Below are 24440 nucleotides of genomic sequence, written 5' to 3' on the forward strand. Positions count from 1 at the left end.
TGCGCATCGTGCGCACGTCTCAGGAGGGGCTTCGTGAGCGATTCGCCGAACAGGAAATCCGCCGTCACGCATTCGGTGAGCGACACCGTCGGCATGGGCGCGGTCACCCCGCGGTCGTCGAATGCCATCAAGATCTGGGCGACCGTCGGCGCCGTGTTCCTGGCGCTGACGCTGTATCTCATCATCCGATGGGTCAGCGGACCCTACTTCGAGCCTGTGGCGGGAGGGCCGAGCGAGCCACCGCTGTACATGAAGATCCCGTTGATCGCCAACGCGGTGGTGCTCTGGATCGGCCTGCCATTCGCACTCTGGTTCTTCATCATCCGGCCCTGGGTGCGGGAGAAGCGCATCACCCTCGACGGCATGCTGCTGGTGTCGATGGGCCTGATGATGTTCCAGGACCCGATGCTCAACTACTACAGCACCTGGTGCACCTACAACGCCTGGCTGTTCAACCAGGGATCCTGGGCACCGCACTTTCCGGGCTGGGTGGCGCACGAGGAACCGGGCCACACGGTGCCCGAACCCCTGCTGACCAACATTCCCGGCTACATGTACGGCGTGCTGCTGCTCACCATCGTCGGATGCGCGATCATGCGCAAGATCAAGAACCGGTGGCCGGGGATCAGCAATCTGCGACTGGTCTTGGTCACGTATGCGATCGCCTTCGTCTTCGACTTCATCATGGAGGCGCTCATCCTCCTGCCGATCGGCTTCTACTCCTACCCCGGCGCCATTCAGTCGCTGTCGTTCAATGCCGGCACCTACTATCAGTGGCCCATCTACGAGGGGCTGATGTGGGGTGGCGTCCAGACGGCGCTGTGCTGCCTGCGCTTCTTCACCGATGACCGGGGACGCACCTTGGTCGAACGTGGACTGGACAGCATCCGCGGTGGGTTCGTCAAGCAGCAGTTCATCCGCTTCCTGGCGATCTTCGGCGGTGTCAGCGCATGCTTCTTCCTCTTCTACAACGTGCCCGCGACCTGGCTCGGCATGCATGGCGACCCGTGGCCCGAAGACGTGCAGAAGCGCTCGTACTTCAATCCCGGCATCTGTGGTGAGGGGACCGACCGGCCGTGCCCGAACCCTGATGTGTTGCCGTACCCGACCAAGCACTCGGGCTACATCAACCACGACGGCGAATTCGTTCTGCCGGAAGGCGCCGAGATGCCCTCGCCCGTGCCCATCCAACGCGGGCAATGAGCCCTCAGGGCATCTTGACGGCGGAGACGTACATCTCGACGATGGGCTGATAGAGATCGATGTCGTCGAGGTGGCTGCCCAGCTCCACGGCGTCCGTGGTGGCGATGATGATGTGGGCGAAGGTCTTAGCCGGAATCAACAACGTGGCGCCGAGGCTGTCGATGCCCTCGACGATGTAGCGGGCGAGCTGGTCGACGACCTCTGATCGTTTGGCGGCCACGCGTTCGCGCGCCTCGGGGTTGCGCAGCAGGTAGAGGTTGAACTCGAGGCCCAATGCGGAATGTTCGGCGCCGCGGTCGCGGCTCAGCTCACGCCAACGCTCGCCGATGTCTTCGAGTTCTCGCGCCCCGATGTGATCCGACGACGACATGATCTCGGCGAAGTTGTCGAAATACCGGCGCCAGTACCGGTCGCTGGCTGCAAGGAACAGATCTTCCTTGGTGGCGAAGTACTTGTAGATTGCACCCTTCGAGTAGCCCGCCGCCCTGGCGATGTCGTCCAGAGTCGCAGGGATGAAGCCCTTTTCGGCGAACACCTGCTCTGCGGCATCGAGTAGCAGCGAGCGGGTGCGCTCGAGGCGCCGCTCCCGAGTCCACGGCTCCACCATGCGCCAAGCTTGCCATAGATCTTTTTTTGACCCCTTGGTCATTCAGATACTCACTGGTATATTTTCGACGCGTCGGCCACTTCGGGAGGGAGCTCTGAGGTCCATGGGATCGACAAGTGCAGAGGAGACGGTGTCGTGAGCGACCTGTCGAGCAGGAAAAAACCAGTTCTCACCGAAGCGCTCAGCGACGCAACACTCGGTGCGCAGCCACAGAAGAAGATCACGCCGATCAGAGTCTGGGCCACGGTCGGTGGCCTGATCCTCGCCTTCCAGCTGTATGTGTGGGGCAAATGGGTCACCGGGCCGCACTTCGAGCGGGTGCCCGCAGGACCGACCGACCCACCGACCTTCATGAAGGCGATCCTCTTCACGTGGACTGCCGTCATCGTGGTGGGTCTGCCAGTGGCCGTCTGGTGGTTCCTGATTCGCCCCTGGCGCCGGGAGCGGCGAATCACCCTCGACGGCATGCTCTTTGTGTCGTGCGGCCTGCTGTGGTTCCAGGATCCGTTGCTGAATTACTTCAGCACGTGGAGCACGTACAACACCTGGATGTGGAACATGGGCTCGTGGGTCCAGGACGTCCCAGGGTGGGTGTCGTACGGGGAACCGGGCGCCATGATGGCAGAACCCGTCCTGATGAACGCCCCCGGCTACTTCTTCGTGCTGCTGTGCACGATGCTCGGCTGCGCGGTGATGCGCCTCGCCAAGAGGCGGTTCCCGAACATCAACACCTACGGCTTGATCGGCGTGGTGATCGCCTGGACCTTCTTCTTCGACTTCGTCATCGAGGGCTTGTTCCTGATGCCGATGGGGCTGTTCACCTATCCCGGGGCCATCCAGGCGCTGTCGATCAACGCCGGCACCTACTACCAGTGGCCGATCTATGAAGGGCTCATGTGGGGCGGTGTCCAGGCGGGCCTGTGCTGCATGCGGTACTTCACCGACGACCGGGGTCGGACGTTCGTCGAGCGCGGGCTCGACCAGGTGCGAGGCGGTTTCGTCAAACAGCAGCTCACGCGGTTCCTGGCGATCTTCGCCGCGTGCAGCATGTTCTTCTTCGTGTTCTACAACATTCCGGCACAGTTCTTCGCCATGCACCAGGATCCGTGGCCGGAGGACATCCTCAAGCGCTCGTACTTCCTGATGGGCATCTGCGGTGAGGACACCGATCGGCCGTGCCCCGACCCCGCACTACCGATGCCCCTGACGAATTCCGGCTACATCAACCACGACGGTGAGCTCGTCCTGCCCGACGGAGTCGAGCTCCCCGTGAACGTTCCACTCGAGCGAGGAGATTAGATGTTGAACAGTACTTCTGCGGTGGTCGCCCCCGTTTCGCACGCACCGTTCTACCGTGCGGTGGGCGACGAGGTGGAGGTCTTTCAGGCGGCGGCCCGCCGAGGCTTGCCGGTGCTGTTGAAAGGCCCCACCGGCTGCGGGAAAACCCGGTTCGTGGAGGCAATGGCTCACCAGTTGAACCGGGATCTGATCACCGTCGCGGGCCACGAGGACATGACGTCGGCGGATCTGGTGGGCAGGTTCCTGTTGAAGGGCGGCGAGACGGTCTGGGTGGACGGGCCGTTGACCCGCGCGGTGCGTGAGGGCGCCATCTTCTATCTGGACGAGGTGGTGGAGGCGCGCCAGGACACCACCGTGGTGATCCATCCGCTCGCCGATCACCGCCGCGAGCTGCCCGTGGACCGCCTCGGCACCACACTGCAGGCGGCACCCGGCTTCCAGCTGGTGATCTCCTACAACCCCGGCTACCAGAGCGTGCTGAAGAACCTCAAGGAGTCGACGCGTCAGCGCTTCGTCGCCATCGAGCTCGGTTACCCGTCGCCCGAGATCGAGACCGAGGTGGTCGCCTACGAAGCTGGAATCGACACTGACACAGCGCGTTCACTGGTCAGACTCGCGTACGCCATTCGGAACCTGGACGGCTCACCGTTGCGCGAAGTGTCCTCCACGCGCATGTTGATCTTGGCGGGCGGCCTCGCCGCTGAAGGGCTCAACCTGCGCAGTGCCGTGCACGCGGCCGTGGTCCAGGTGCTCTCCGACGACGAGGACGTGATCCGCGCCCTCGACGAACTCGTCGACACGGTACTGCCGAACACGTGACCGGGGATTCGAACCCGGACCGGTTCCGGTTCCTCGCCACCTACATCGCGGGCAGGTCCGTCGAAGTCGTCGAGGCGCCGGGCGGCCAACCTGTACACACCAACGGTCAGTTCATCTTCGTGTCGGCCGGCGGTTCAGCCTCCGAGCAGCGACGCGAGATGCTGCTCCAGGCCGCACTTCTCGGCGGGGGCAGCCTCGAGCAGCGATTGATCAAGGGACTGCGGGCACGTGCCACGTTGACCCGCCGTTATCTGGCACTCGAAGGCCACCGGGTTCTCGCCGAACTCGCCGACCGGGTTCCACTCGATCCCGCACTTCTCGCTGAAGGGCACCCCAGTACCGCAACTGCCGACGAGTCTCTCGAGCTGGCAAAGAGCCGAGCAGCAATTGCCGACCCCCCGGAATGGTTCGGTGCCATCAGACCCTCCCGGCTGATGGCAGCGCCCGCCGGACCGGGGGGGCAGGCCACCGACAAAGACCTCAAACTGCAGTTCGACCCCATCGACTTGCCCGAATCGGACGACGATGAAGAAGACGACGACGAAGACGGCGGGAAGTCCGGGGAGAGCAAGATCCTCAAGCTGTTCGAGAGCCCACTCTTCAACAACCAGTCGATGTCGGACTACATGCGCAAGATGTTCGGCGGCAAACGCACCCCCGGCGAGGGGGCCGCAGGCGCCGAGATGACGGTCCGCTCCACCCGCCGGGTTCAGGAGATCGGCCCGAATGCCCGCCCCCTTCCCACTCGGATCCAATTCACCGATGACGGCAAGCCCGGTGCTGCCATTGGCGTGGGCGGCGCCCTGTATCCGGAATGGGACGTCTTCAACGACCGGTACAAGCCCGACTGGTGCCGGGTCATCGACTTCCCGCTGACCGTCTCCGCGGACGTCTCTGATGCCGGTGTCGCGCGCGACGACGTGCTACGGCGCCGTCTGGCCCGCGTCGGACTCGGCCCGAAGGTCCTGCGGGGCCGCGCCGACGGGGACGACCTCGACATCGAGGCGCTCATCGACCTGTTCGTCGACCTCCAATCCGGTTTCTCCGCACCTGAACACGTGTACCTCGAGCGCCGCAAACTCGCCCGCAACCTCGGCGTGCTGATCCTGATCGACGCCTCCGGGTCCGCCGTCGACGCCGATTCGGATGGCCTCGCGGTGCACGACCACCAACGCCGGGCGGCGACAACGCTGGCCGTCACACTCGAGGAACTCGGTGACCGCGTCGCCGTCTACGCGTTTCGGTCGCAGGGCCGCCACGCTGTCCATCTGCCGGCGATCAAGACGTTCGACCAGAATTTCGGTGCCCTCGGACGCGCTCGGCTCAACCAACTCGAACCAGCGAGCTACACCCGCCTCGGCGCCGGCATCCGGGGGGCGGGCGAGGTTCTCAAGAACGAGGCCGGCACACCGAATCGGCTGCTGCTGGTCCTCTCAGACGGCTTCCCCTACGACGACGGCTACGAAGGTCGTTATGCGGAAGCCGACGCCCACAAGGCCCTCGAAGAGCTCCGCACAGAGGGTGTTGCATGCCTGTGCCTGTCCATCGGCTCTGCCACGGAAAACGATGTGCTCGAACGCGTCTTCGGATCGGCAAGCTTCGCCAGCGCTCCCGCGTTGTCCGACCTGAGCCCTCAGATGGACGAGTTGTTCATGTCAGCGCTCGCCGAGCTCGCCGCCCCGAAACCCGCGCGGGTCTGAGACCCGCCAGCGGAACTGTCATCGGTCGAGGGACTCCCAGAACCGAATGAGCGCCGCGGCGCCGGCGGCGGGGTCCTCCAGCATCCACCAATGGCCCAGCCCGTCGAGCACCTCGGTCCGGGCGCCGGCTCGGCCGGCCGCCCGACGCTGCATCTCCTCGGTGCCGACGAAAGTGTCCGCGGTGGCCAGAAGCGCCAGTCCCGGGCGGGCAGCGGCGTTCTCGAGTGCCCGTCCGGCATCGGCCAAAGCCGGCTGGCATGCCGAGCGGTAGAGCGCCAGAACAGCGCGGCTCATCTCTGGCCCCTGCGCTGCCGCAAACGAAGTCGACACCTCGGCGGGAATGCCGAAGGTGACCAGCTGCTGTGCTCGTTGCTCTATCGAACCGTCGTGCATCATCGCGACGAGCTGCTCGCCAACCTCCGGGGTCTGGAACCCTTGGGCCACGTCGTGCCATACGTAGTCGCGGTCGAACAGGCCGACGACGTCAGTCGCCCAGCTGCGCACGAGTTCGGGCCGGTGCATCACGGTGTTCACGACGTGACCTCCGCCCCAGTCGTGTCCGACGAGGTCGACGGGCTGATCCAATCCCTCCAACTCGTCGACCAGCCAATCGCGGTAGGCGAGATAGGTCGCAGAGAACCCGCTGGGAAGGGGGGCTCCGAACCCTGGCGGAGACAACCGCACCACGTCCGTGCGCCCGAGGGCATCGACAAGCGGACTCCACACCGCATCGGTCTCCGGATTACCATGTACCAGAACCAAAGTCATGCCATGATCCTCGCACGACGGGACGGCGCGGAGAATCGCACCGCCGCGAATTGCACCTGCTGCACGCAGCCCAGATTATCAAGTACTTAACATTTGGGGTTCGGTGCGCTAAGACTGATGAGATGCTCGACGCAGAAAAGATCCTCATCACCGGCGCCACCGGCAAGATCGCCTTCCCCATCGCACGCGCGCTCGCGAAGAACAACGAGGTGTGGGGTGCCGCTCGCCTGAGAGAACCCGCCGACAGGGACAGGCTGGCCGAAGCCGGCATCATCCCGGTCGCGCTGGACCTGGGTGTCGGCGACTTCGCCGCCCTCCCTTCGGACTTCACATATGTGTTCCACGCCGCCGTGGACACCGGTGACGGTGAGTGGGCCCACTGCGTCGACACCAACGCGCAGAAATCCGGGGACCTGCTCTACCACTGCCGCACCGCCAAAGGCTTCGTGTTCTGTTCCACCGGTTCGGTCTACGGTTACCAAGGCCGGCGACCCCTACGGGAACCAGACCCGCCCGGTGTACCGCTGCGCGCGAACTACAGCTTCTCCAAGATCGCCGCGGAGGCGGTCTGCACGTGGGTCGCCAAGCAGTACGACATTCCGTTGACCATCATCCGGATCTGTTCCACCTACGGGCCGCAGGGCGGTGCGCCTGCGGACCGATTGGCGATGATGCTGGCGGGAAAGCCGATCCGGCTCCACCCCGACACACCCAACAACTACAACCCGATCTACGAGGACGACTACGTCGATCTCGGCGTGCGGGCCATGGAGGTCGCGGCCACCCCGCCCGTGGTCGTGAACTGGGCGGGCAGCGAGACGGTCAGCGTCGAGGAGTACTGCACGTACATGGGTGAGTTGGTGGGTGTCGAGCCGATATTCGAGTACACCGGCGACGCGCACACCCCGTTGTGGCCCGATGTCACCTACATGCACGAGGTACTGGGACGAACGAAAGTCCCTTGGCGCGACGGATTCCGGCGGATGATCGAGGCGCGCCACCCCGAGCTGCTACCCGCCACGGCCGACTGAAGGGACCCGACATGCAGTTACCCGGCAGGCCGTCCGACGACGCCGCCGATGTGCTCGCCGAAGGCAGCGGGGACATCACGACGCTGTTCGTGTCCATGGCACGGCGCCACCCCGAGGGTGCCGATGCCGACTACCTGCGCTGGCACACCCTCGACCACCGCCCGGAGCAGCACCGGCTTTCCGCGGTGCGGGCGTCGCTGCGGCTGGTGTCGACTCCGGCCTGCCGGTCCGTGCGTGCATGCAGTCATGACCGCTACGACGACATCGACCACGTGATGACCTACTTCTTCACCGATCCCGCGGGGATGGAGCCGTTCCTGAGCCTGTCCAAAGCGCTCGGTGACGCGGGCCGCAAGCTTCCGCTGCTGCCGCCGGTCGAACGCGGCGTCTACGCCGTCGGCACCAAAGCGGCGGTACCTGATGTCAAGGTCGGCGCCGACGTGCTGCCGTGGTGGCCGGTGCGTGGTGTCTACCTGCTGCTGGAATCGGCCGCGTCATCGCCGGCGGATCTGCTCGACGTCGACGGTGTCGCAGGGGTGTGGTCGGCGACGTCGCTGCCGGTCGAGGCGCGACTGGCGAGCGCAGTCGCGGGACAGACGATCTCGTACTGCTTCCTCGACGACGACCCGGTGACGACCGCCGAGAGGCTGGGGCCGGTGCTGGACAAGCGCTGGAGCGTGGGCGGGGTCGAACCGCTCTTCGCCGCCCCGTTCCATCCCGTCGTGCCGCACGAGTGGGACCGTTATCTGCCGTGACCATGTGCCGTGACAAAGGAGCGCCATGCGTATCGGGCTGATGGTCGGATCCGACAAGGAACGTCCGCGCGACGAGCGACTGTCCGGACTGCTGAGCGACGGGGCCGCCGCCGAAGCCTCCGGGTTCAGTTCGTTCTGGTTCCCCCAGGTGCCCGGTTATCTCGACGCGATGACAGCGCTGGCGCTGCTGGGACAGGCCACCACGACGATCGAACTCGGCACCGCTGTGGTCCCCGTCCAGACCCGCCATCCGATGATCCTGGCGCAGCAGGCGCTCACGACGACAACTGCGTGCGGCGGCCGGTTCACACTCGGCCTCGGCGTCTCTCACGATTGGATCGTCGACGGCCAGTTGGGCATTCCGTACGAGCGGCCCGCACACCAGCTGCGCGACTGTCTCGATGTCCTCGCCGCGGCGTTCGGCGGACCTGGCCAGGTCGACGTGGACAACAACACTTGCCGTGTGCACAGCCCGGTGGATGTCACCGATGGGACGGCTCCGCCGGTCCTGCTCGCCGCGCTGGGACCCACGATGCTGCGGATCGCCGGCGAGCGGACCGACGGCACGATTGTGTGGATGGCCGACGAGCGTGCGATCGGCGAGCACATCGTCCCGAAGATCAGCACGGCCGCTCAGGTCGCGGGTCGGCCCGCGCCTCGGGTCGTTGCGGGTATCCCGGTCGCGTTGTGTTCGCCGGCCGACGTACCGTCCGCGCGCACCCATGCCAGCGAGGTCCTCGGGCACGCGCACTTCTCCCCCAACTACGTTCGGCTTCTCGAGCATGGGGACGCCGGCGATGTCGGGGACACGATGGCTGCGGGGGACGAAGCCGCCGTTGTGGCCCGGCTGCGCCGGTACCGCGATGCCGGCGTCACAGATCTGGCTGCGCGGATCGTTCCGCTCGGGACCGACGTCGCCGCACGAGTGTCCTCCCGACGGCGCACCCAGGAGTTCCTGGCATCACTCGACGCGACGTGGTGACGCGGCAGAATCTGCCTGGTCGGCGGCGAAGCCACCCATGAACTCGATCGGCACCCCGCCCACGGAGCAGAAGAACAGGTCGACGCCGGGCACGCCCGCGTCGAACAATGTCACATCGCTGGCATACGCCTTCGCAGCCTCGTAGTTGCGGGCGAACTCCTCGGTCAGGAATGACAGGGCGGCCAGCCCTTCGGGCGCGGCCTCTCGCAGATGCTCCGGGACATCGAGCACCTCGATCAGTCCGGCCTCGCCGCTGCCGAGAATCGTCACGTCGGCGCCGTCGGACGGCGGCCATCCCAACGTGGCTTCGAGCACGGCGCCCGGCACCCGCAGCTGATACTGAACGCCCATACCCACCACGTCGGTGAGGAAGGCGATGAACGTCGCGGCCGAATGGCTGCGCATCACGACGTGGTGGAGCTGGCTCGGCACGGTCGGCCTCCTCGGGGTGGACACGGCGTGCGTACAGCTCGCCTCGTCGCAGGCTACCGAGTCGACGCCGCCCTGGCGCCGGATTGCGCCGCTTAGTTAGACGACGGTCGACTATTTATTTCGCCGAATCCGCCTGTTATGTTCGTGCAATGCCACCGATGACCGCAGGCAGTGATGCTGAACGTGGTCAGCGCCGCGCATCGTTCCAGCGGGCCCGGTCATACGAGACGAAGCGCCTGCTCGTGCAGGCGGCGATGGCACTGTGGCGCACCAAGGGATACGCAACGACCACCGTCGCCGACATCTGCACGGCGGCGGGCGTTTCGAAGGCGTTGTTCTACTTCTACTTCCCCCGCAAGGAGGACGTGCTCTTCGAGGTCGGAGTGATGTCCACCCAGTCGGCACAGCGTGCCATCCACAAACTGTTGACCAAGCCCTACGAGATCGAGACCGTCATTTCTGCCGCCCTGGTGGCGTTCGGGCAGTCGATGGCGCGAAATCCGAGGGAGCTGATCATCGAGACGATCCTCGAGGGCTATCGACACGAGCACCGGATCCTGGCCGGACGAACTCCGCGGGACTTGGATGCGGACATGTTCAGTGAGCTCTTCATCAGGGCGAAGGCGGACGGCAAGCTCGGCACCGGGGTCGACACAGCGCATCTGGCGTACCTCGCGCAGACAATGGTCAGCGAGGGTGCCCGTCACTGGGCGGCCGGTGCGTTCGGTCGGCGTTCGTTCGCCGAGGTCGTCACCGCCGACATCTGCGCGCTGATCCACGGATACAACCACCGACCCTGATCGCCGGCAAGGAGGCCGCATGTGGGATTTCGAGACCGACCCCGACTACCAGAAAGTGCTCGACTGGGCCGACGAGTTCGTCCGCGAGGAGGTGGAGCCCCTCGACCTGGCATGGCCGCACCAACAGTTCGTGCCGCTGGACGGCATGCGGCGCAAGGCCATCGACCCGCTCAAGCAGGAGGTGCGCCGTCGCGGTTTGTGGGCCACCCACCTCGGAGCCGACCTCGGGGGCCAGGGATACGGCCAGCTCAAACTCGCACTGCTCAACGAGATCCTCGGTCGTTCCCAGTGGGCACCGATCGTATTCGGATGTCAGGCACCCGACACGGGCAATGCGGAGATCATCGCCCACTACGGCACCGCCGAGCAGAAACAACGCTATCTGAAGCCGCTGCTGGAGGGCGAGTTGTTCTCCTGTTATTCGATGACCGAGCCGCATGCCGGCGCGGACCCCACGATGTTCACGACGACCGCGGTGCGCGACGGTGACGACTGGGTGATCAACGGCTGGAAGTTCTTCTCCTCCAACGCCAGAACCGCGTCCTTCCTGATCGTCATGGTGGTGACGAACCCGGACGTCAGCGCCTATCAGGGGATGTCGATGTTCCTGGTGCCCACCGACACCCCGGGAGTGAAGATCGTGCGCAACGTCGGCCTCTATGGTGAGCGCGCCGACGAGGGTTCGCATGCGCTGATCCACTATGACAATGTGCGGGTCCCGTCGGACGCCGTCCTCGGAGGCGAGGGCCAGGCGTTCGCCATCGCCCAGACCCGACTCGGCGGCGGACGCATCCACCATGCGATGCGGACGATCGGCTTGAGCCGCAAGGCTCTGGACATGATGTGCGAACGGGCGCTGAGCCGTGAGACCCAGGGAAGTCGACTGTCGGACAAGCAGTTCGTCCAGGGCTACATCGCCGATTCATACGCACAGTTGTTGCAGTTCCGGTTGATGGTGCTCTACACCGCCTGGGAGATCGACAAGTACAACGACTACAAGAAGGTGCGCAAGGACATCGCCGCGGTGAAGGTCGTGATGCCTACCGTTCTGCACGATATCGCCTGGCGGGCAATGCAAGTGCACGGGGCGCTAGGGGTGACCAACGAGGTGCCCTTCCTCGGCATGGTGACCGGCGCGGCGGTCATGGGCCTGGCCGACGGACCCACCGAGGTCCACAAGACGACGGTCGCCAAGCAGGTGCTGCGGGACTACCAGCCCGCGGAGGGCACCTGGCCGACGGAGTGGATTCCGGCCAAACGCGAAGCGGCCCAAGCGAAATTCGCCGAGTATCTCGAACACGAGGTGGGTAATCTGTGAGCGAGCTGGAAGTTGCCCGCCTTGCCGACTGGATGGACGCCGCAGCGCTGCCCGGCAAGGGCGAGCCGCTCGATGCCCGCTTCCTGTCCGGCGGCACGCAGAACGTGATCTACGAGCTTCGCCGGGGCGAGCACCGCTGCGTTCTTCGGATGCCGCCACCCGGTGCACCGCCCGACCGTGACAAGGGCATTCTGCGGGAGTGGCGGATCATCGAGGCGCTCGACGGGACGGATGTCCCGCATACCGCCGCGGTGGGCGTCTGTGACGACGCCTCCGTGCTCGGCCGCCCGTTCTACCTGATGGGCTTCGTGGACGGGTGGTCACCGATGGACACCCACGGCAAGTGGCCGGCACCGTTCGACAGCGATCAGGCGGCTCGGCCCGGGTTGAGTTACCAACTGGCCGAGGGTATTGCGCTGCTCTCGAAGGTGGACTGGCGCGCCGTGGGGCTGCACGACCTCGGGCGGCCCGAGGGCTTTCACGAACGGCAGGTGGACCGGTGGACCGGTTTCCTCGCACGGATCAAGCAGCGTGAGCTCCCCGGCCTCGAGGCGGCCACCGCGTGGTTGCGGGCACACAAGCCGCTCGACTACATACCCGGGCTCATGCACGGCGACTACCAGTTCGCCAACGTGATGTACCACCACGGTGCGCCCGCGCGGATGGCGGCGATCGTGGACTGGGAGATGGGCACCGTCGGCGATCCCAAGCTCGACCTGGGCTGGATGGTGCAGAGCTGGCCGGAGGACACCGACAATCCCGGTCCTTCGGAGATGAACTACGTCGACATGCGGGGAATGCCCTCACGTGACGACGTGGTCAGCCACTACGCCGCGGTCTCGGGACGTCAGGTCGACGACCTGGATTACTACCTGGTGCTCGCCAAATGGAAGCTGGCGATCGTGTTGGAACAGGGCTTTCAGCGCGCCGGCGATGATGAGAAGCTACTGGCGTTCGGCCCGGTGGTGACGAGCCTGATGACCTCGGCCGCCGAGCTCGCCGAGTCCACCGATTACCGGGGTTGACCGCACCGTGCGTGCCGCGATCTGCCCGCGATACGGCCCACCGGAGGTGGTCCGCGTCCAGGAGCACCCCGTGCCGGTAGCCGGTCCCGGCCAGGTCGGAGCGCGGGTGCGGGCGGCAGCGGTGAACTTTCCCGACGTCCTGCTGGTGGCCGGCACCTACCAGATCAGGGTGCCGCCGCCGTTCGTCCCCGGCAGCGAATTCGCCGGCGTCATCGACGAGGTCGGTTCCCCGGACTGCGGTTTCTCGATCGGGGATCAGGTGACGGGCACCGGGATGTACGGCGCGTTCGCCGAACGTGTCGTCGCCGACACCGCTGCAGTGACGCGACGCCCCGACGGTCTCGACGCGTTCGCCGCCGCCGCCGGCGGTGTCGCCTACCGCACGGCCTACCACACACTGCGTTCCACGGCGCGGCTGAGAGCCGGGGACGAACTCGTGGTGCTCGGCGCGGGCGGCGGTGTCGGACTGGCAGCGGTGCAGCTCGGTGTCGCACTGGGGGCGCGCGTCACCGCGGTGGCGTCGTCACCCGAAAAGCTGGCGGTTGCCGCCCACTACGGCGCCGGCACGTTGATCAGGCACGGCGACGGCCCGCTTAGGGCCGCGCTGCGCACCGCGCTTCCGGACGGAGCCGACGTCGTCGTCGACCCGGTCGGAGGCGAACTGGCCGAACCAGCACTGCGCTCCCTGCGCCGCGGCGGCAGGTTCGTCACGGTCGGATACGCATCAGGGGTCATCCCGAGCATTCCGTTGAACCTGGTGCTGGTCAAAGGGATTCACGTGCTCGGCTTCCAGTTCCAGGATGTGCCGGCCGACCAGTTCGAGCGCAATGAACACGAACTGCGCGATCTGCTGGTGTCCGGGCGCGTATCACCCCACGTCGGTGCGGTGTACCCGCTGACGCGGACCTCCGAGGCCCTGCGTCACGTGGGCGACGGCCGCGCTATCGGCAAAGTCCTGATCGATATGAGCTGACGGCGAACTGCCCGGTCAGCTCGCCGGAACCAGGTCCGCGGCGACCGACAGCATCATGCCGCAACAGAACGTCTCGCTGCGGCCGACCGGTTCGACGACCGCGCCGATGGCCACCGCGAGTGCCTGGGCCTTGAAGGCCCGCGCCGCAGCACTGAGCCGGTGCTCGACGGAATCGACGCTGCTGTCCAGTTCGGCGGGCAGGGGTGCGCCCCACAGGGTCACCTCGGTCGCACCTTGTTCGAGCGCCCCGAGAACCCCCCTGCGCACCCGGTCGTCACGGTCGAAGAGATCTGCGGCCACCGCCACTGTCTGCGGGTGCGGGCGCTGTTCCCATGACTCCAGCACTGCTTCCAGGTCCAAGGTCTGTGCGCCGAGGATCTCGAGGGGGCGCACGTCTTCGTCGCTTCCGACCAGCACGGTGACATCCCAGCCCGCCATCACCCGGTCGTAGATCCAGCCGCCGGCGAACTGCACCGCATCGAGCACGCTGGGCGCGACGACGTCGAGTCGGTACCTCATGTCGCCTCCTGCGGTGTCAGATCCCGCGCCAGCGACTCCGCGTACTCCTTGAACACCTCGGTCAGGGGGACTGAAGGGTCGAGTAGCCATAGGATCTCCATTCCGTTGATGAAGGCCAGAATCTCCACGGCCTTGGCGGCCGCGTCGAGGTCGGTGCGGTAGTTCCCGTCGCGCTGGCCGCGCTTGATCATCGACACCAGGATGTCCACCGCGTCTCGATAGCGCTTGTGCAGCCTGTCGTGCAACGGCGCGTCCGGGGCGATGTTCTCCGCCAGCAGTACCGCGAAGGTCCCGACGAGCTCGGGGGCCCGCTCGAAGCGCTCCGGGACACGGACGAGCTGGGCGATCAGGTCACCCGAGCGGTCCGCGTGGGCGTCGTCGTCGGCGTCTCGTGCGTCCAACACGGCGTTGAGGAGCTGCTCTTTGGACTCGAAGTGGTGCAGCAGGCCGGCGGGTGTCACCCCCGCCTCTTTGGCGATCAAGGCCAGCGAGGTGGTGCGCCAACCGTTGCGCGCCAACAATCGCTCTGCCACGGCGAGAATGCGCTGCCTGCGGTCCTCACCTTTGGCGAACAGGGTCGCGTAGGGGCGGGACACGGATCCGGGGGCTGCCACTGGACTCCTTGCTGAACCAACCTAGTGAACACACAGTAGGTAGGTTTGCGACCTGTGACAAGGGTCTCACCCGAATTGTTTTCGACGAGTTTTCGACCTACCCGGTCACAACCCCAGCGACTTGGCGATCATCACCTTCATGACCTCGCTGGTACCCGCGTAGATGCGGGCCACCCGCGCATCGGTGTAGAGCCGAGCGATGGGGTACTCCATCATGTAGCCGTATCCGCCGAAGAGCTGAAGGCAGCGGTCGACCACCCGCTGCTGCATCTCGGTGCAGAACAGCTTCACCCTGGCCGCGTCGGCGCCGGAGAGTTCGCCCTCGACGTGCAGCGCGATCGCCCGGTCCAGCATCGCCTGGCCGGCCTCGACATCCGTCGAACAGGCAGCCAGCTCGAATTTGGTGTTCTGGAACGACGCGACCGGCGTGCCGAAGGCCTTGCGGTCCTTGGTGTAGTCGATGGCCGCGGCGATCGCCGAGCGGGCCTGCGCCACCGATCCGACGGCCACGGTCAACCGCTCCTGGGAGAGGTTGTGGCCGAGGTAGCCGAACGCCTCGTCGACCTCACCGAGCACATTCGTCGCCGGGACACGCACGTCGACGAAGGACAGCTCCGCGGTGTCCTGCACCTTGCAACCCATCTTCTCCAGTTCCCGGCCGCGGGTGAAACCGGCCATCCCGTCCTCGATGACCAACAAGGTCAACCCCTTGCGGCGGTTGTCCGGATCGGTCGAGGTGCGGGCGACGACGATCACCAGGTCCGCCTGCATGCCGCCGGTGATGAACGTCTTGGCGCCGTTGACGATCCAGTCCGCGTCGTCCCCCGACCCGTCCCGGACCGCGGTGGTGCGCATCCCCGCGAGATCCGATCCGGTGCCTGGTTCTGTCATTGCGATCGCGGTCAGCAGCGTCCCCGCCGCGAGGCCGGGAAACCAGCGCCGCTGCTGCTCGGCATTCGCGTAATGCAGAAAGTAGGGAAGGATCACCTCGAGCTGGGTGCGCACCGTCGACAGCGTCACCAGCGCCCGGGCGGCTTCTTCCTGCAGCACCACGTTGTAGCGGTAGTCGGGCGTGCCCGCGCCGCCGTACTCCTCGGGGATGGCCATCCCGAGCATGCCGAGCGAGCCCATCTGTTCGAAGACCTCGCGGGGCATCCGGCCACCCTTTTCCCACTCCGGGTAGTGGGGGACGATCTCCTTGTCGACGAAATCACGGGCGAGCTCGCGAAAAGCCTCATGATCCTCGGTGAACAAGTCTCGACGCATTGTGCTCTCCTCAGGCGACGAGCTCGACCAGCGTGGCGTTGGCGGTGCCGCCGCCCTCACACATGGTCTGCAAGCCGTATCGAATTCCGTTGTCCCGCATGTGATGAATCATCCGCGTCATCAACACCGCGCCCGACGCGCCCAGCGGGTGACCCAGCGCGATCGCGCCCCCGAGTGGGTTGAGTTTGCGCTCGTCGGCTCCGGTGTCGGCCAGCCACGCCAGCGGGACCGGGGCGAACGCCTCGTTCACCTCGAACACGCCGACGTCGGAAAGGTCCACACCGGCTTTGTGCAGAACCTTCTCGGTCGCCGGAATCGGCCCGGTGAGCATCAGTTTCGGATCCGCGCCGGTGACCGCACCGGCCCGGTAGCGCGCCAGCGGCGTCACACCGAGTGCCACCGCGTTCTCGGCGGTCATGACCAGCAGCGCCGCTGCGCCGTCGGAGATCTGCGACGAGTTCCCGGCGTGGATCACACCATCGTCGGCGAATGCCGGCTTGAGGCCTGCGAGTTTCTCCGGGGTGGTGCCGCGCCGGATCCCCTCGTCGCCGGTGACCACTCCGCCCGATGTGAACACCGGCACGATCTGGTCCTTGAAGGCCCCGGCGTCCTGCGCGGCGGCCGCCCGCTCGTGGGACTGCGCTGAGTACTCGTCGAGCCGGGTGCGCGAGAAGTTCCACTGCTGCGCGATCATCTCGGCCGAGATGCCTTGGTTGAACGCGAAGTTGTGATAACGGGCAAGGACTTTGGGCCCGTAGGGCATCCCGGTGGCGCGTGCCGCTCCCAGGGGGACCCGGCTCATCACCTCCACTCCCCCGGCCACGACGACGTCCTGCTGACCCGACATCACCGCCTGCACGGCGAAGTCGAGGGCCTGCTGACTGGACCCGCATGCCCGGTTGACCGTGGTGCCGGGGATGTGTTCGGGCCAGCCTGCCGCCAGCACGGCGTATCGGCCGATGTTGCTGGACTGGTCGCCCACCTGGGATACGCAACCCCAGACGACGTCGTCGATGATGCCGGGATCCACACCGCTGCGTTCGACGAGCTCGTTGAGCACCACCGCCGACAGATCGGCGGCGTGTTGGTCGGACAGTCCGCCGTTGCGCTTGCCGACCGGTGTACGTACCGCCCCGACGATGACCGTTTCCCGCATCAGCTCTGCTCCTTCTCGTGCAACGCCCAATTTCCGGTGAACTCCGGCTCCCGCTTCTCGGCGAAGGCGACATACGCCTGCGTCGAGTCTGCCGTCGCGAAGTTGCCGGGCTGCGCCCGGGCTTCGTTGGCCAGCGCCTCGCGGAGCGTGGCGTTGGCGCCGTCGTTGAGCAGCGCCTTGCTCTGCGCCAGCGCGAACGGTGGTCCCGCGGCCAGCCGGGCGGCCAGCTCGTCGACGAACCCGTCGATCGCATCGGAGGCCTTCACCCAGGTGACGAGCCCGAGTGCGTGCGCTTCCTGCGCGTCGATCATGTCGGCCAGCAGCACCAGCCGCTTGGCCTGCTGCAGTCCGACGATCCTGGGCAGCAACCAGGACCCGCCGAGATCCACCGACAGTCCGCGCTTGGCGAAGATCTGGCAGAACCGCGACTCGGGGGTTGCCACGACCAGGTCGCATCCGAGCGCCAGGTTCCAGCCGGCGCCGACGGCGATGCCGGTGACCTTCGCGATCGTCGGCACCGTGAGTTCGTGCAGTGCCAGTGCGACATCGGTGAGACGGTCCAGCTTGTAGCGCGGGTGGATCTCCTCACCGGTGCCGATGTCGGCTCCCGAGCTGAACGCACCACCGGCGCCGGTGAGCACCAGCGCGCGCACGTCGCGGTCACGCCGGACGTCGCGGAGCGCGTCGGCGAGTTCCACCCACAGCCGGGCGTCCAGCGCATTTCTGCGTTCGGGCCGGTTGAGTGTGAGCGTGCGCACGCCGCCGCGATCCGCGGAAAGCAGCACCTGGTCGTCAGCCTTCTCCGGACGCGAGGAGGAATTGGACATCAGTAGGCCGGTCCGATCGCGCCCTCGGCCCGCAACCGGACCAATTCCTCGGTCGACACTCCCAATTCGCTTAACACCGCGTCGGTGTGCTGTCCCAGACCGGGGACCGCTCCCATCGGCTGTTCGAAGCCGCTGATCACCGGCGGGGGCCGCAGCGCCTGGATGTCACCGCGGGGGGTGGCCACACTCCGCCACCTGTCGCGCGCCGCCAATTGCGGATGCGCCACCACTTCGCTGGGGAGGTTGTAGCGGGAGTTGCCGATGCCGGCGGCGTCGGCGATCTGCTGGATGTCCGCCAGATCGTGCCTGGCACACCATGACCCGATGGCCCCGTCGAGGATCTCCCGGTGTGCACAGCGACTGGAGTTGGTGGCGAACCTCGGGTCGTCAGCGAGGTCCTGGCGATCGATGATCTCCCGGGCGACCCGCTGCCATTCGCGGTCGTTGGTGGTGCCGAGGACCACGGTCTGACCGTCGCGCGTGGGGAACGCGCCGTACGGCGCCACGGCGGGCGAGCCGACCCCGAGCGGTTGCTGGTCGATGCCGGAATGCTGGGTGTAGGTGAGCGCATAACCCATCACGTCGGTCATCACGTCGAACAGGCTCAGCTCCACCGACGGGGTCGCCGACCCTGCGGGTCGTGAGTTCCGTCCGAACAGCAACGCCAGTATCGAGATGGCGGCGTAGAGCCCGGTGCTGAAGTCGGCCATCGCCGGTCCGGGTTTCGCGGGCATCCCCGGATAGCCGGTGATCGCGCACGATCCCGACTCCGCCTGCACCAGGAGGTCGTAGGCCCGCTTGTGCGAGATCGGCCCGCCGGGTCCGTATCCGTCGATCTCTACCGGGATGACGTCGGGGTGCCGCTCGGCGAGGTCGGCGGGTGCGACGCCCAGCCGTGCCGTCGCGCCGGGCGCCAGGTTGGACACGAACACGTCGGCACGGTCGAGCAACCGGTGCAGCAGTTCGACACCTGCCGGAGTCTTGGTGTTGAGCGTCACCGACTCCTTGCCGCGGTTGCACCACACAAAGTGCGCGGCGAGGCCGCCGGGGCCGTTCACGACGTCGTCGTAGTCACGGGCGAAGTCGCCGCCGTTGGGGTTCTCGACCTTGATGACGCGCGCGCCGAAGTCGGCCAGCACCCGGGTACACATCGGTGCGGCGACGGCTTGTTCCATGGCGACGACGGTGACGCCGGCCAGCGGGGCGGGGTGGGGTTGCGGTTCTGTCACCTGTTCAGATCACCATGCCGCCGCCAAGCGACCTCTGCGGGGGCATCTAGTAGCTCCTGGGCAGACCGAGGACGTGTTCGCCGAGAAAGTTGAGGATCATCTCCTGGCTGACCGGGGCGATCTTCATCAGACGCGACTCCCGGAAGTACCGGGACACGTGGTACTCCTCGGAATATCCCATCCCGCCGTGCAGCTGCAGTGCCCGGTCGGCTGCCCCGAAGCCCGCGTCGGCGCACAGGTACTTCGCGGTATTCGCTTCTCGGCCACAGGGTTTGCCGTTGTCATACAGCCAGGTCGCCTTACGCAGCACCAGTTCGGCGGCATCGAGACGGGCCAGGGAGTCGGCCAGCGGAAATTGCAGGCCCTGGTTCATGCCGATGGGGCGGTTGAACACGACACGCTCGTTGCCGTACTTCACCGCCTTCTCCAGCGCGACGCGGCCGATGCCCAGCGCCTCGGCGGCGATCAGCATCCGCTCGGGGTTCAGTCCGTCGAGGATGTACTTGAACCCCTGCCCCTCTTCGCCGACGCGGTGCTCGATCGGCACCATCAAGTCGTCGATGAACAGTTCGTTGGAACTGACGGCGTTGCGTCCCATCTTCTTGATCGGACGGATGTCGACGTGGTCACGGTCGAGGTCGGTGAGGAACAGCGTCATCCCGTCGGTCTTCTTGGTGACGGCGTCGTACGGCTCGGTGCGGGTGAGCAGCAGGATCTTCTCGGACTCGAGCGCCTTGGAGATCCAGACCTTGCGGCCGTTGACGCGGTACCGGTCCCCTTCGCGTTTGGCGGAGGTGGTGATGCGTGAGGTGTCCAGTCCCGCACCGGGTTCGGTGACCCCGAAGCACACATGCAGGTCACCATCGACGATCCGGGGCAATGTCGCTGCTTTGAGCTCATCGGAGCCGTGTTTGACCACCGGCTGCATGCCGAAGATCGAAAGGTGGATGGCGCTGGCGCCGTTCATGGCAGCCCCTGAGCGTGAGATCTCCTCGAGCAGCAGCGTCGCCTCGGTGATGCCGAGGCCGTGACCGCCGTACTCCTCGGGGATGGTCATACCGAGCCATCCGCCCTTGGCGACGGCATCGTAGAACTCCCGGGGGAATTCGTGCGCCAGGTCCTTTTCCATCCAGTACTGGTCATCGAACCTGCCCGCCAGCTCGGCGACGGACTTGCGGATCAGCTCCTGGTCCTCGGTGAGTTCAAAACTCATGCCACCCGGCATATCTGCCTCTCTCCGTATCGTTCCACCGCCGGAACTGCATTCCAGCAGGTCTCTTCTTGAGCTTCCTCTGCTGGAATGCAATTCCGGCGACGTGCTGCTCAGTCCGCTCAGGCTGCTCAGCCTGCTCAGTCTGTGTTGCCGGACATCTCCTTGGCATTGGCCGCGAAGTCGGCGAAGCTGGGCCCCCCGTGGTCGTGCTTGCTGAGGGCTTGGATGGAGACGTCGTGGCCTTCGGAGGCTTTGCGCAGTGCTCCGACGGTGGCCTGGTCTTTGGGGACGTGGGTGAACGGGTCCCAGTGATACCAGCGCATCGCGTTCTCATAGGTCATCTTGTTGGTCTCGGCGTCGGTGACCTGATGGGTCTTGAGGACCGCGTCGAGTTCCTCGGGCGCGTTGGGCCACATCGAATCGCTGTGCGGATAGTCGGCTTCCCAGCAGATGTTGTCGATCCCGATCTCGTTGCGCAACGCCACCCCGACCGGATCAGAGATGAAACAGGTCAGGAAATGATCCCGGAACACCTCCGAAGGCTTCTGCTTGCCGAAATCCTGACCCGTCCACGTCGAATGCATCTCATAGGTTCGATCCGCACGCTCCAGGAAATACGGAATCCAGCCCGTCCCACCCTCGGACAACGCGATCTTCAACCCCGGATACTTCTTCACCGGCGCCGACCACAACAAATCCGCCGCCGCCTGCACGATGTTCATCGGCTGCAACGTGATCATCACATCCATCGGCGCATCCGCCGCGGTGATCGCCAACCGCCCCGACGACCCGATATGGACATTCATCACCGTGTCGGTATCGACCAACGCCTCCCACACCGGCGTCCAGTACTCATCATGAAACGACGGATACCCCATCGCCGCCGGATTCTCGCTGAAGGTCAACGCATGCACCCCACGCTCAGCGTTACGCCGAATCTCTTTCCCGCACGCCTCGGCATCCCAGATCACCGGCAACGTCATCGGAATGAACCGCCCCGGATACGCCCCACACCACCCTCGACATGCCAATCGTTGTAGGCCTGCAACAACGCCAAACTGAACTCCGGATCCTCAGTGGCGAACAACCGACCCGCGAACCCCGGAAACGACGGAAAACAAATCGACCCCAAAATGCCGCCGGCGTTCATGTCCTTGACCCGCTCATCCACCTTCCAACACCCCGGCCGGATCTCATCAAGACCCTGCGGCTCCAACCCGTACTCCTCCTTGGGCCGACCCGCCACCGCATTCAACGCCACATTCGGAATCACCACATCACGAAACTGCCAGGTATCCGACCCATCAGCGTTGTGCACCAACCGCGGCGCCTCATCCAAATACTTCCTGGGCAGATGATTCTTGAACATGTCCGGCGGCTCCACCACATGATCATCAACACTGATCAAAATCATCTCGTCCTTGTGCATGACGACTCCTCTCGTCCCACACGCCTACGTGTCGGACACCTGATACTGCTGCTTGTTCTCCTACTAAGGAAACTAGCTTCTCCACCAGCGAGAATCAACGTCCCTGCCGGAGTTCGCGGCCTCCTGGCTGCGTACTTGCACCCCGCGCCGCCAGGCCACTGACCGGCAGATCTGCCGTTCGCCGTTGACGAGCCATCCGAAAAGTGGAAATCTACTGGCCAAATATGAGAACCTGATTCTCATGAGCGAGAGGAGCTCGTCGGTGCGAGTCGCCCCCCTACCGGCAGACCGATGGGACGAGGCTGTCGAAAAGGCGTTGCGCATGATGCCCGAGGAGCTTCGGAATCCGACGGACGCCGGCAACGCGGTCTCGACATTCGTCAACCACCCTGACCTCACCCGCTCCTACCTCAGCTTCAGCTTCTACCTGCTGACGCGGTCGACGCTGCCCCCACGGCTGCGTGAGTTGGCCGTACTACGAATCGCACACCTCACCGGATGCGCATACGAGTGGAGCGAGCATCTGGTGATCGGCGGCAATGCCGGGTTGTCCGAAGATGACATCGCCGCGCTGCAGCACGGCGAGGCCGCCGACGAATTCGACCGCACCGTGCTGTCGGCAGTCGACGAACTCCTCGAGCACACCCGCATCTCCGACAAGACATGGGCGGCGCTGAGCGAGGTATTCGACACCCGCCAGCTGATGGACTTCGTCTTCACCGTGGGCGGCTACCACATGCTCGCGATGGCACTGAACACATTTGGCGTCGAACCCGCAAACGTCGAGTCAACAGAGGAGAACTGAACGTGGCATTCTTCCCCAAGCCCGAAGTTGGTAGCTGGACCGAGAACTGGCCGGAGCTCGGCACCGCACCGGTCGACTACACCGACTCGATCGACCCCGAGCACTTCAAGCTGGAGCAGCAGGCGATCTTCAAGAAGACCTGGCTCAAGGTGGGCCGGGTGGAGCAGCTACCCAAGAAGGGCAGCTACTTCACCCGCGAGATGCCGTCGGCCGGTCCGGGCACCTCGGTGATCATCGTCAAAGACAAAGATGACGTCGTTCGGAGTTTCTACAACCTCTGCCGCCACCGGGGCAACAAGCTGGTGTGGAGCGACTACCCCGGCGAGGAGGTCTCCGGTACCTGCCGTCAGTTCACCTGCAAGTACCACGCCTGGCGATACGGCCTCAACGGTGACCTGACCTTCGTGCAGCAGGAGGGCGAGTTCTTCGACCTGGACAAGGGAGACTACGGACTGGTCCCGGTGCGCTGCGAGGTCTGGGAAGGGTTCATCTTCATCAACTTCGACAACGATGCGGCACCGCTGCGGGAGTACCTGGGTGACTTCGCGAAGGGGCTCGAGGGCTATCCGTTCCACGAGATGACCGAGCACTACAGCTACCGCTCGGAGATCAACGCGAACTGGAAGCTGTTCATCGACGCATTCACCGAGTTCTACCACGCGCCGATCCTGCACATGAAGCAGGCGGAGAAGGAGGAGGCCGAGAAGCTGGCCAAGTTCGGCTTCGAGGCGCTGGCCTACGACATCAAAGGTGACCATTCCATGGTGTCCTCGTGGGGAGGCATGTCGCCGCCGAAGGACCTGAACATGGTCAAGCCGATCGAGCGGATTCTGCACAGCGGACTGTTCGGCCCCTGGGACCGGCCGGACATCAAGGGAATCCTGCCCGACGAACTGCCGCCGGCCATCAATCCCGGCCGTCACAAGAGCTGGGGCACTGATTCTTTCGAGTTCTTCCCGAACTTCACGCTGTTGTTCTGGGCACCGGGCTGGTACCTCACGTACAACTACTGGCCGACCGCGGTGGACAAGCACATCTTCGAGGCCGACCTCTACTTCGTGCCGCCGACGAACCTGCGCCAGCGGCTGTCTCAGGAACTGGCCGCGGTGACGTTCAAGGAGTACGCGTTCCAGGACGCCAACACGCTGGAGGCAACCCAGACCCAGATCGGCACCCGGGTGGTCACCGACTTCCCGTTGTGTGATCAGGAGATCCTGCTGCGCCACCTGCACATGACCGCCCATCAATATGTCGACCGGTACAAGGCCGCCAAGAACGGCAACGGATCCGCCAACGGAAGTGCGACGGCGGCCTCGACGGACGAGAAGGACGCCGCGCATGTCTAAGCTGCCTGAAGAATTCGCCGACCTGGAACGATTCGCCGACTGGTGCCTGCCCACCGAGGAGGAGCGGTACACCAAGCGCCTCAACTCGTCGATGGCCGAGATGCAGGAGCTCTACGACGCCGGCATCGCGCGACTCGAGGACATCATGGTCTACGTGGACGCCCGATTCCCGCTCAAGGGGATGCCCGAGGACGCCAAGGCGCTCGTCCATCTGGGCCAGTCGATCGTCATGGTGAGTTTTCCCATCGAGGTCTGGAAGCAGCCCCGCGTGCTAGACAGTGGAGCGGCCTACATCAAACTCATCAAGGAGCCGGTGGTCTGAGG

Annotated in this window: 24 protein-coding genes and 1 pseudogene; 14 read left to right on the top strand and 11 right to left on the bottom strand. The window is 65.4% G+C overall.

Annotated elements, in window-relative coordinates:
• The first annotated feature begins 33 nt into the window (after positions 1 to 33).
• The gene (locus tag G6N53_RS23940) at positions 34 to 1203 is read left to right on the top strand and encodes a spirocyclase AveC family protein (RefSeq protein WP_163893123.1); all 1170 of its coding nucleotides are present in this window, start codon (positions 34 to 36) and stop codon (positions 1201 to 1203) included.
• Between the two features lie 4 nt (positions 1204 to 1207).
• On the opposite strand, the gene G6N53_RS23945 is transcribed toward G6N53_RS23940, so the two are convergent.
• Positions 1208 to 1810, bottom strand: a complete 603-nt coding sequence (locus G6N53_RS23945; protein WP_163893126.1) for a TetR/AcrR family transcriptional regulator — start codon at positions 1808 to 1810, stop codon at positions 1208 to 1210.
• Positions 1811 to 1945: 135 nt separating this feature from the next.
• On the opposite strand from G6N53_RS23945, the gene G6N53_RS23950 reads away from it, so the two are divergent.
• The 3 genes from G6N53_RS23950 to G6N53_RS23960 are packed head-to-tail and all read left to right on the top strand — an operon-like array spanning position 1946 to position 5628.
• Positions 1946 to 3109: a spirocyclase AveC family protein gene (locus G6N53_RS23950; RefSeq protein WP_163893129.1), complete on the top strand. Its 1164-nt coding sequence runs from the start codon at positions 1946 to 1948 to the stop codon at positions 3107 to 3109.
• Positions 3110 to 3928 (top strand): CbbQ/NirQ/NorQ/GpvN family protein, encoded by an 819-nt coding sequence (locus G6N53_RS23955; RefSeq protein WP_163893134.1) that lies wholly within the window; start codon positions 3110 to 3112, stop codon positions 3926 to 3928.
• Positions 3925 to 5628, top strand: a complete 1704-nt coding sequence (locus G6N53_RS23960) for a nitric oxide reductase activation protein NorD (RefSeq protein WP_163893138.1) — start codon at positions 3925 to 3927, stop codon at positions 5626 to 5628. The genes G6N53_RS23955 and G6N53_RS23960 overlap by 4 nt, the downstream gene beginning before the upstream one ends.
• Positions 5629 to 5646: 18 nt before the next feature.
• Here the strand turns inward: G6N53_RS23960 and G6N53_RS23965 are convergent, their stop codons facing one another.
• Positions 5647 to 6396, bottom strand: a complete 750-nt coding sequence (locus G6N53_RS23965; protein ID WP_163893141.1) for an alpha/beta fold hydrolase — start codon at positions 6394 to 6396, stop codon at positions 5647 to 5649.
• 122 nt (positions 6397 to 6518) lie between these two features.
• Between G6N53_RS23965 and G6N53_RS23970 the strand changes: the two genes are divergently transcribed.
• Genes G6N53_RS23970 through G6N53_RS23980 form a run of 3 tightly spaced genes read left to right on the top strand, consistent with a single transcriptional unit; the run spans position 6519 to position 9164 of the window.
• Positions 6519 to 7427, top strand: a complete 909-nt coding sequence (locus G6N53_RS23970) for an NAD-dependent epimerase/dehydratase family protein (protein ID WP_163893144.1) — start codon at positions 6519 to 6521, stop codon at positions 7425 to 7427.
• 11 nt (positions 7428 to 7438) lie between these two features.
• Complete coding sequence (locus G6N53_RS23975; RefSeq protein WP_163893147.1) at positions 7439 to 8182, top strand: hypothetical protein; 744 nt, start codon at positions 7439 to 7441, stop codon at positions 8180 to 8182.
• 25 nt (positions 8183 to 8207) lie between these two features.
• Positions 8208 to 9164, top strand: a complete 957-nt coding sequence (locus G6N53_RS23980; protein WP_163893150.1) for a TIGR03564 family F420-dependent LLM class oxidoreductase — start codon at positions 8208 to 8210, stop codon at positions 9162 to 9164.
• Here G6N53_RS23980 and G6N53_RS23985 read toward each other — a convergent pair.
• Complete coding sequence (locus tag G6N53_RS23985) at positions 9144 to 9596, bottom strand: hypothetical protein (protein ID WP_163893153.1); 453 nt, start codon at positions 9594 to 9596, stop codon at positions 9144 to 9146. The two genes, G6N53_RS23980 and G6N53_RS23985, sit on opposite strands and share 21 nt — an antisense overlap.
• A gap of 149 nt (positions 9597 to 9745) precedes the next feature.
• Between G6N53_RS23985 and G6N53_RS23990 the strand changes: the two genes are divergently transcribed.
• The 4 genes from G6N53_RS23990 to G6N53_RS24005 are packed head-to-tail and all read left to right on the top strand — an operon-like array spanning position 9746 to position 13712.
• Positions 9746 to 10396: a TetR/AcrR family transcriptional regulator gene (locus tag G6N53_RS23990; RefSeq protein ID WP_163893156.1), complete on the top strand. Its 651-nt coding sequence runs from the start codon at positions 9746 to 9748 to the stop codon at positions 10394 to 10396.
• 19 nt (positions 10397 to 10415) lie between these two features.
• A complete protein-coding gene (locus G6N53_RS23995; RefSeq protein ID WP_163893159.1) occupies positions 10416 to 11714 on the top strand; it encodes an acyl-CoA dehydrogenase family protein in 1299 nt (432 codons plus the stop codon).
• 32 nt (positions 11715 to 11746) lie between these two features.
• Positions 11747 to 12739 carry a phosphotransferase family protein gene (locus G6N53_RS24000; protein ID WP_163896323.1) on the top strand — a complete coding sequence of 331 codons (993 nt, stop codon included), beginning with the start codon at positions 11747 to 11749 and terminating at the stop codon, positions 12737 to 12739.
• 7 nt (positions 12740 to 12746) lie between these two features.
• Complete coding sequence (locus tag G6N53_RS24005) at positions 12747 to 13712, top strand: NADPH:quinone oxidoreductase family protein (RefSeq protein WP_163893162.1); 966 nt, start codon at positions 12747 to 12749, stop codon at positions 13710 to 13712.
• Between the two features lie 15 nt (positions 13713 to 13727).
• Here G6N53_RS24005 and G6N53_RS24010 read toward each other — a convergent pair whose 3' ends face one another.
• From G6N53_RS24010 to G6N53_RS24045, 8 genes and pseudogenes are all read right to left on the bottom strand, one after another.
• Complete coding sequence (locus tag G6N53_RS24010) at positions 13728 to 14231, bottom strand: hypothetical protein (protein WP_163893165.1); 504 nt, start codon at positions 14229 to 14231, stop codon at positions 13728 to 13730.
• On the bottom strand, positions 14228 to 14845 hold the full coding sequence (locus G6N53_RS24015; RefSeq protein ID WP_163893168.1) for a TetR/AcrR family transcriptional regulator: 618 nt from the start codon (positions 14843 to 14845) through the stop codon (positions 14228 to 14230). The genes G6N53_RS24010 and G6N53_RS24015 overlap by 4 nt, the downstream gene beginning before the upstream one ends.
• A gap of 105 nt (positions 14846 to 14950) precedes the next feature.
• Positions 14951 to 16111: an acyl-CoA dehydrogenase family protein gene (locus G6N53_RS24020; protein WP_163893171.1), complete on the bottom strand. Its 1161-nt coding sequence runs from the start codon at positions 16109 to 16111 to the stop codon at positions 14951 to 14953.
• 10 nt (positions 16112 to 16121) lie between these two features.
• Positions 16122 to 17267 (bottom strand): thiolase family protein, encoded by a 1146-nt coding sequence (locus G6N53_RS24025; RefSeq protein ID WP_163893174.1) that lies wholly within the window; start codon positions 17265 to 17267, stop codon positions 16122 to 16124.
• Positions 17267 to 18094 (bottom strand): enoyl-CoA hydratase/isomerase family protein, encoded by an 828-nt coding sequence (locus tag G6N53_RS24030; RefSeq protein ID WP_163893177.1) that lies wholly within the window; start codon positions 18092 to 18094, stop codon positions 17267 to 17269. Before G6N53_RS24030 ends, G6N53_RS24025 begins: the two co-directional genes overlap by 1 nt.
• Positions 18094 to 19323, bottom strand: a complete 1230-nt coding sequence (locus G6N53_RS24035) for a CaiB/BaiF CoA transferase family protein (RefSeq protein WP_163893180.1) — start codon at positions 19321 to 19323, stop codon at positions 18094 to 18096. The genes G6N53_RS24030 and G6N53_RS24035 overlap by 1 nt, the downstream gene beginning before the upstream one ends.
• Positions 19324 to 19369: 46 nt before the next feature.
• A complete protein-coding gene (locus G6N53_RS24040; protein WP_163893183.1) occupies positions 19370 to 20536 on the bottom strand; it encodes an acyl-CoA dehydrogenase family protein in 1167 nt (388 codons plus the stop codon).
• 137 nt (positions 20537 to 20673) lie between these two features.
• Positions 20674 to 21965, bottom strand: a pseudogene (locus tag G6N53_RS24045) (amidohydrolase family protein).
• Positions 21966 to 22227: 262 nt separating this feature from the next.
• On the opposite strand from G6N53_RS24045, the gene G6N53_RS24050 reads away from it, so the two are divergent.
• From G6N53_RS24050 to G6N53_RS24060, 3 genes are read left to right on the top strand one after another with little or no spacing between them, the layout of a single operon-like run.
• Positions 22228 to 22770 (top strand): carboxymuconolactone decarboxylase family protein, encoded by a 543-nt coding sequence (locus tag G6N53_RS24050; protein ID WP_163896325.1) that lies wholly within the window; start codon positions 22228 to 22230, stop codon positions 22768 to 22770.
• Positions 22771 to 22772: 2 nt separating this feature from the next.
• Positions 22773 to 24116, top strand: coding sequence for an SRPBCC family protein (locus G6N53_RS24055; protein WP_163893186.1), 1344 nt, complete (start codon positions 22773 to 22775; stop codon positions 24114 to 24116).
• Positions 24109 to 24438 (top strand): hypothetical protein, encoded by a 330-nt coding sequence (locus G6N53_RS24060; RefSeq protein WP_163893189.1) that lies wholly within the window; start codon positions 24109 to 24111, stop codon positions 24436 to 24438. Before G6N53_RS24055 ends, G6N53_RS24060 begins: the two co-directional genes overlap by 8 nt.
• Positions 24439 to 24440: the final 2 nt, after the last annotated feature.

Source organism: Mycolicibacterium hippocampi (assembly GCF_010723735.1).
Classification (GTDB): domain Bacteria; phylum Actinomycetota; class Actinomycetes; order Mycobacteriales; family Mycobacteriaceae; genus Mycobacterium; species Mycobacterium hippocampi.

What these genes read in the sequence shown, in the direction of transcription:
- G6N53_RS23945 (WP_163893126.1), bottom strand. Translation starts at nt 1,810, where the DNA reads ATGGTGGAGCCGTGGACTCGGGAGCGGCGCCTCGAGCGCACCCGCTCG.
- G6N53_RS23955 (WP_163893134.1), top strand. Translation starts at nt 3,110, where the DNA reads ATGTTGAACAGTACTTCTGCGGTGGTCGCCCCCGTTTCGCACGCACCG.
- G6N53_RS23965 (WP_163893141.1), bottom strand. Translation starts at nt 6,396, where the DNA reads ATGACTTTGGTTCTGGTACATGGTAATCCGGAGACCGATGCGGTGTGG.
- G6N53_RS23970 (WP_163893144.1), top strand. Translation starts at nt 6,519, where the DNA reads ATGCTCGACGCAGAAAAGATCCTCATCACCGGCGCCACCGGCAAGATC.
- G6N53_RS23975 (WP_163893147.1), top strand. Translation starts at nt 7,439, where the DNA reads ATGCAGTTACCCGGCAGGCCGTCCGACGACGCCGCCGATGTGCTCGCC.
- G6N53_RS23980 (WP_163893150.1), top strand. Translation starts at nt 8,208, where the DNA reads ATGCGTATCGGGCTGATGGTCGGATCCGACAAGGAACGTCCGCGCGAC.
- G6N53_RS23990 (WP_163893156.1), top strand. Translation starts at nt 9,746, where the DNA reads ATGCCACCGATGACCGCAGGCAGTGATGCTGAACGTGGTCAGCGCCGC.
- G6N53_RS23995 (WP_163893159.1), top strand. Translation starts at nt 10,416, where the DNA reads ATGTGGGATTTCGAGACCGACCCCGACTACCAGAAAGTGCTCGACTGG.
- G6N53_RS24000 (WP_163896323.1), top strand. Translation starts at nt 11,747, where the DNA reads ATGGACGCCGCAGCGCTGCCCGGCAAGGGCGAGCCGCTCGATGCCCGC.
- G6N53_RS24010 (WP_163893165.1), bottom strand. Translation starts at nt 14,231, where the DNA reads ATGAGGTACCGACTCGACGTCGTCGCGCCCAGCGTGCTCGATGCGGTG.
- G6N53_RS24020 (WP_163893171.1), bottom strand. Translation starts at nt 16,111, where the DNA reads ATGCGTCGAGACTTGTTCACCGAGGATCATGAGGCTTTTCGCGAGCTC.
- G6N53_RS24025 (WP_163893174.1), bottom strand. Translation starts at nt 17,267, where the DNA reads ATGCGGGAAACGGTCATCGTCGGGGCGGTACGTACACCGGTCGGCAAG.
- G6N53_RS24030 (WP_163893177.1), bottom strand. Translation starts at nt 18,094, where the DNA reads ATGTCCAATTCCTCCTCGCGTCCGGAGAAGGCTGACGACCAGGTGCTG.
- G6N53_RS24040 (WP_163893183.1), bottom strand. Translation starts at nt 20,536, where the DNA reads ATGAGTTTTGAACTCACCGAGGACCAGGAGCTGATCCGCAAGTCCGTC.
- G6N53_RS24060 (WP_163893189.1), top strand. Translation starts at nt 24,109, where the DNA reads ATGTCTAAGCTGCCTGAAGAATTCGCCGACCTGGAACGATTCGCCGAC.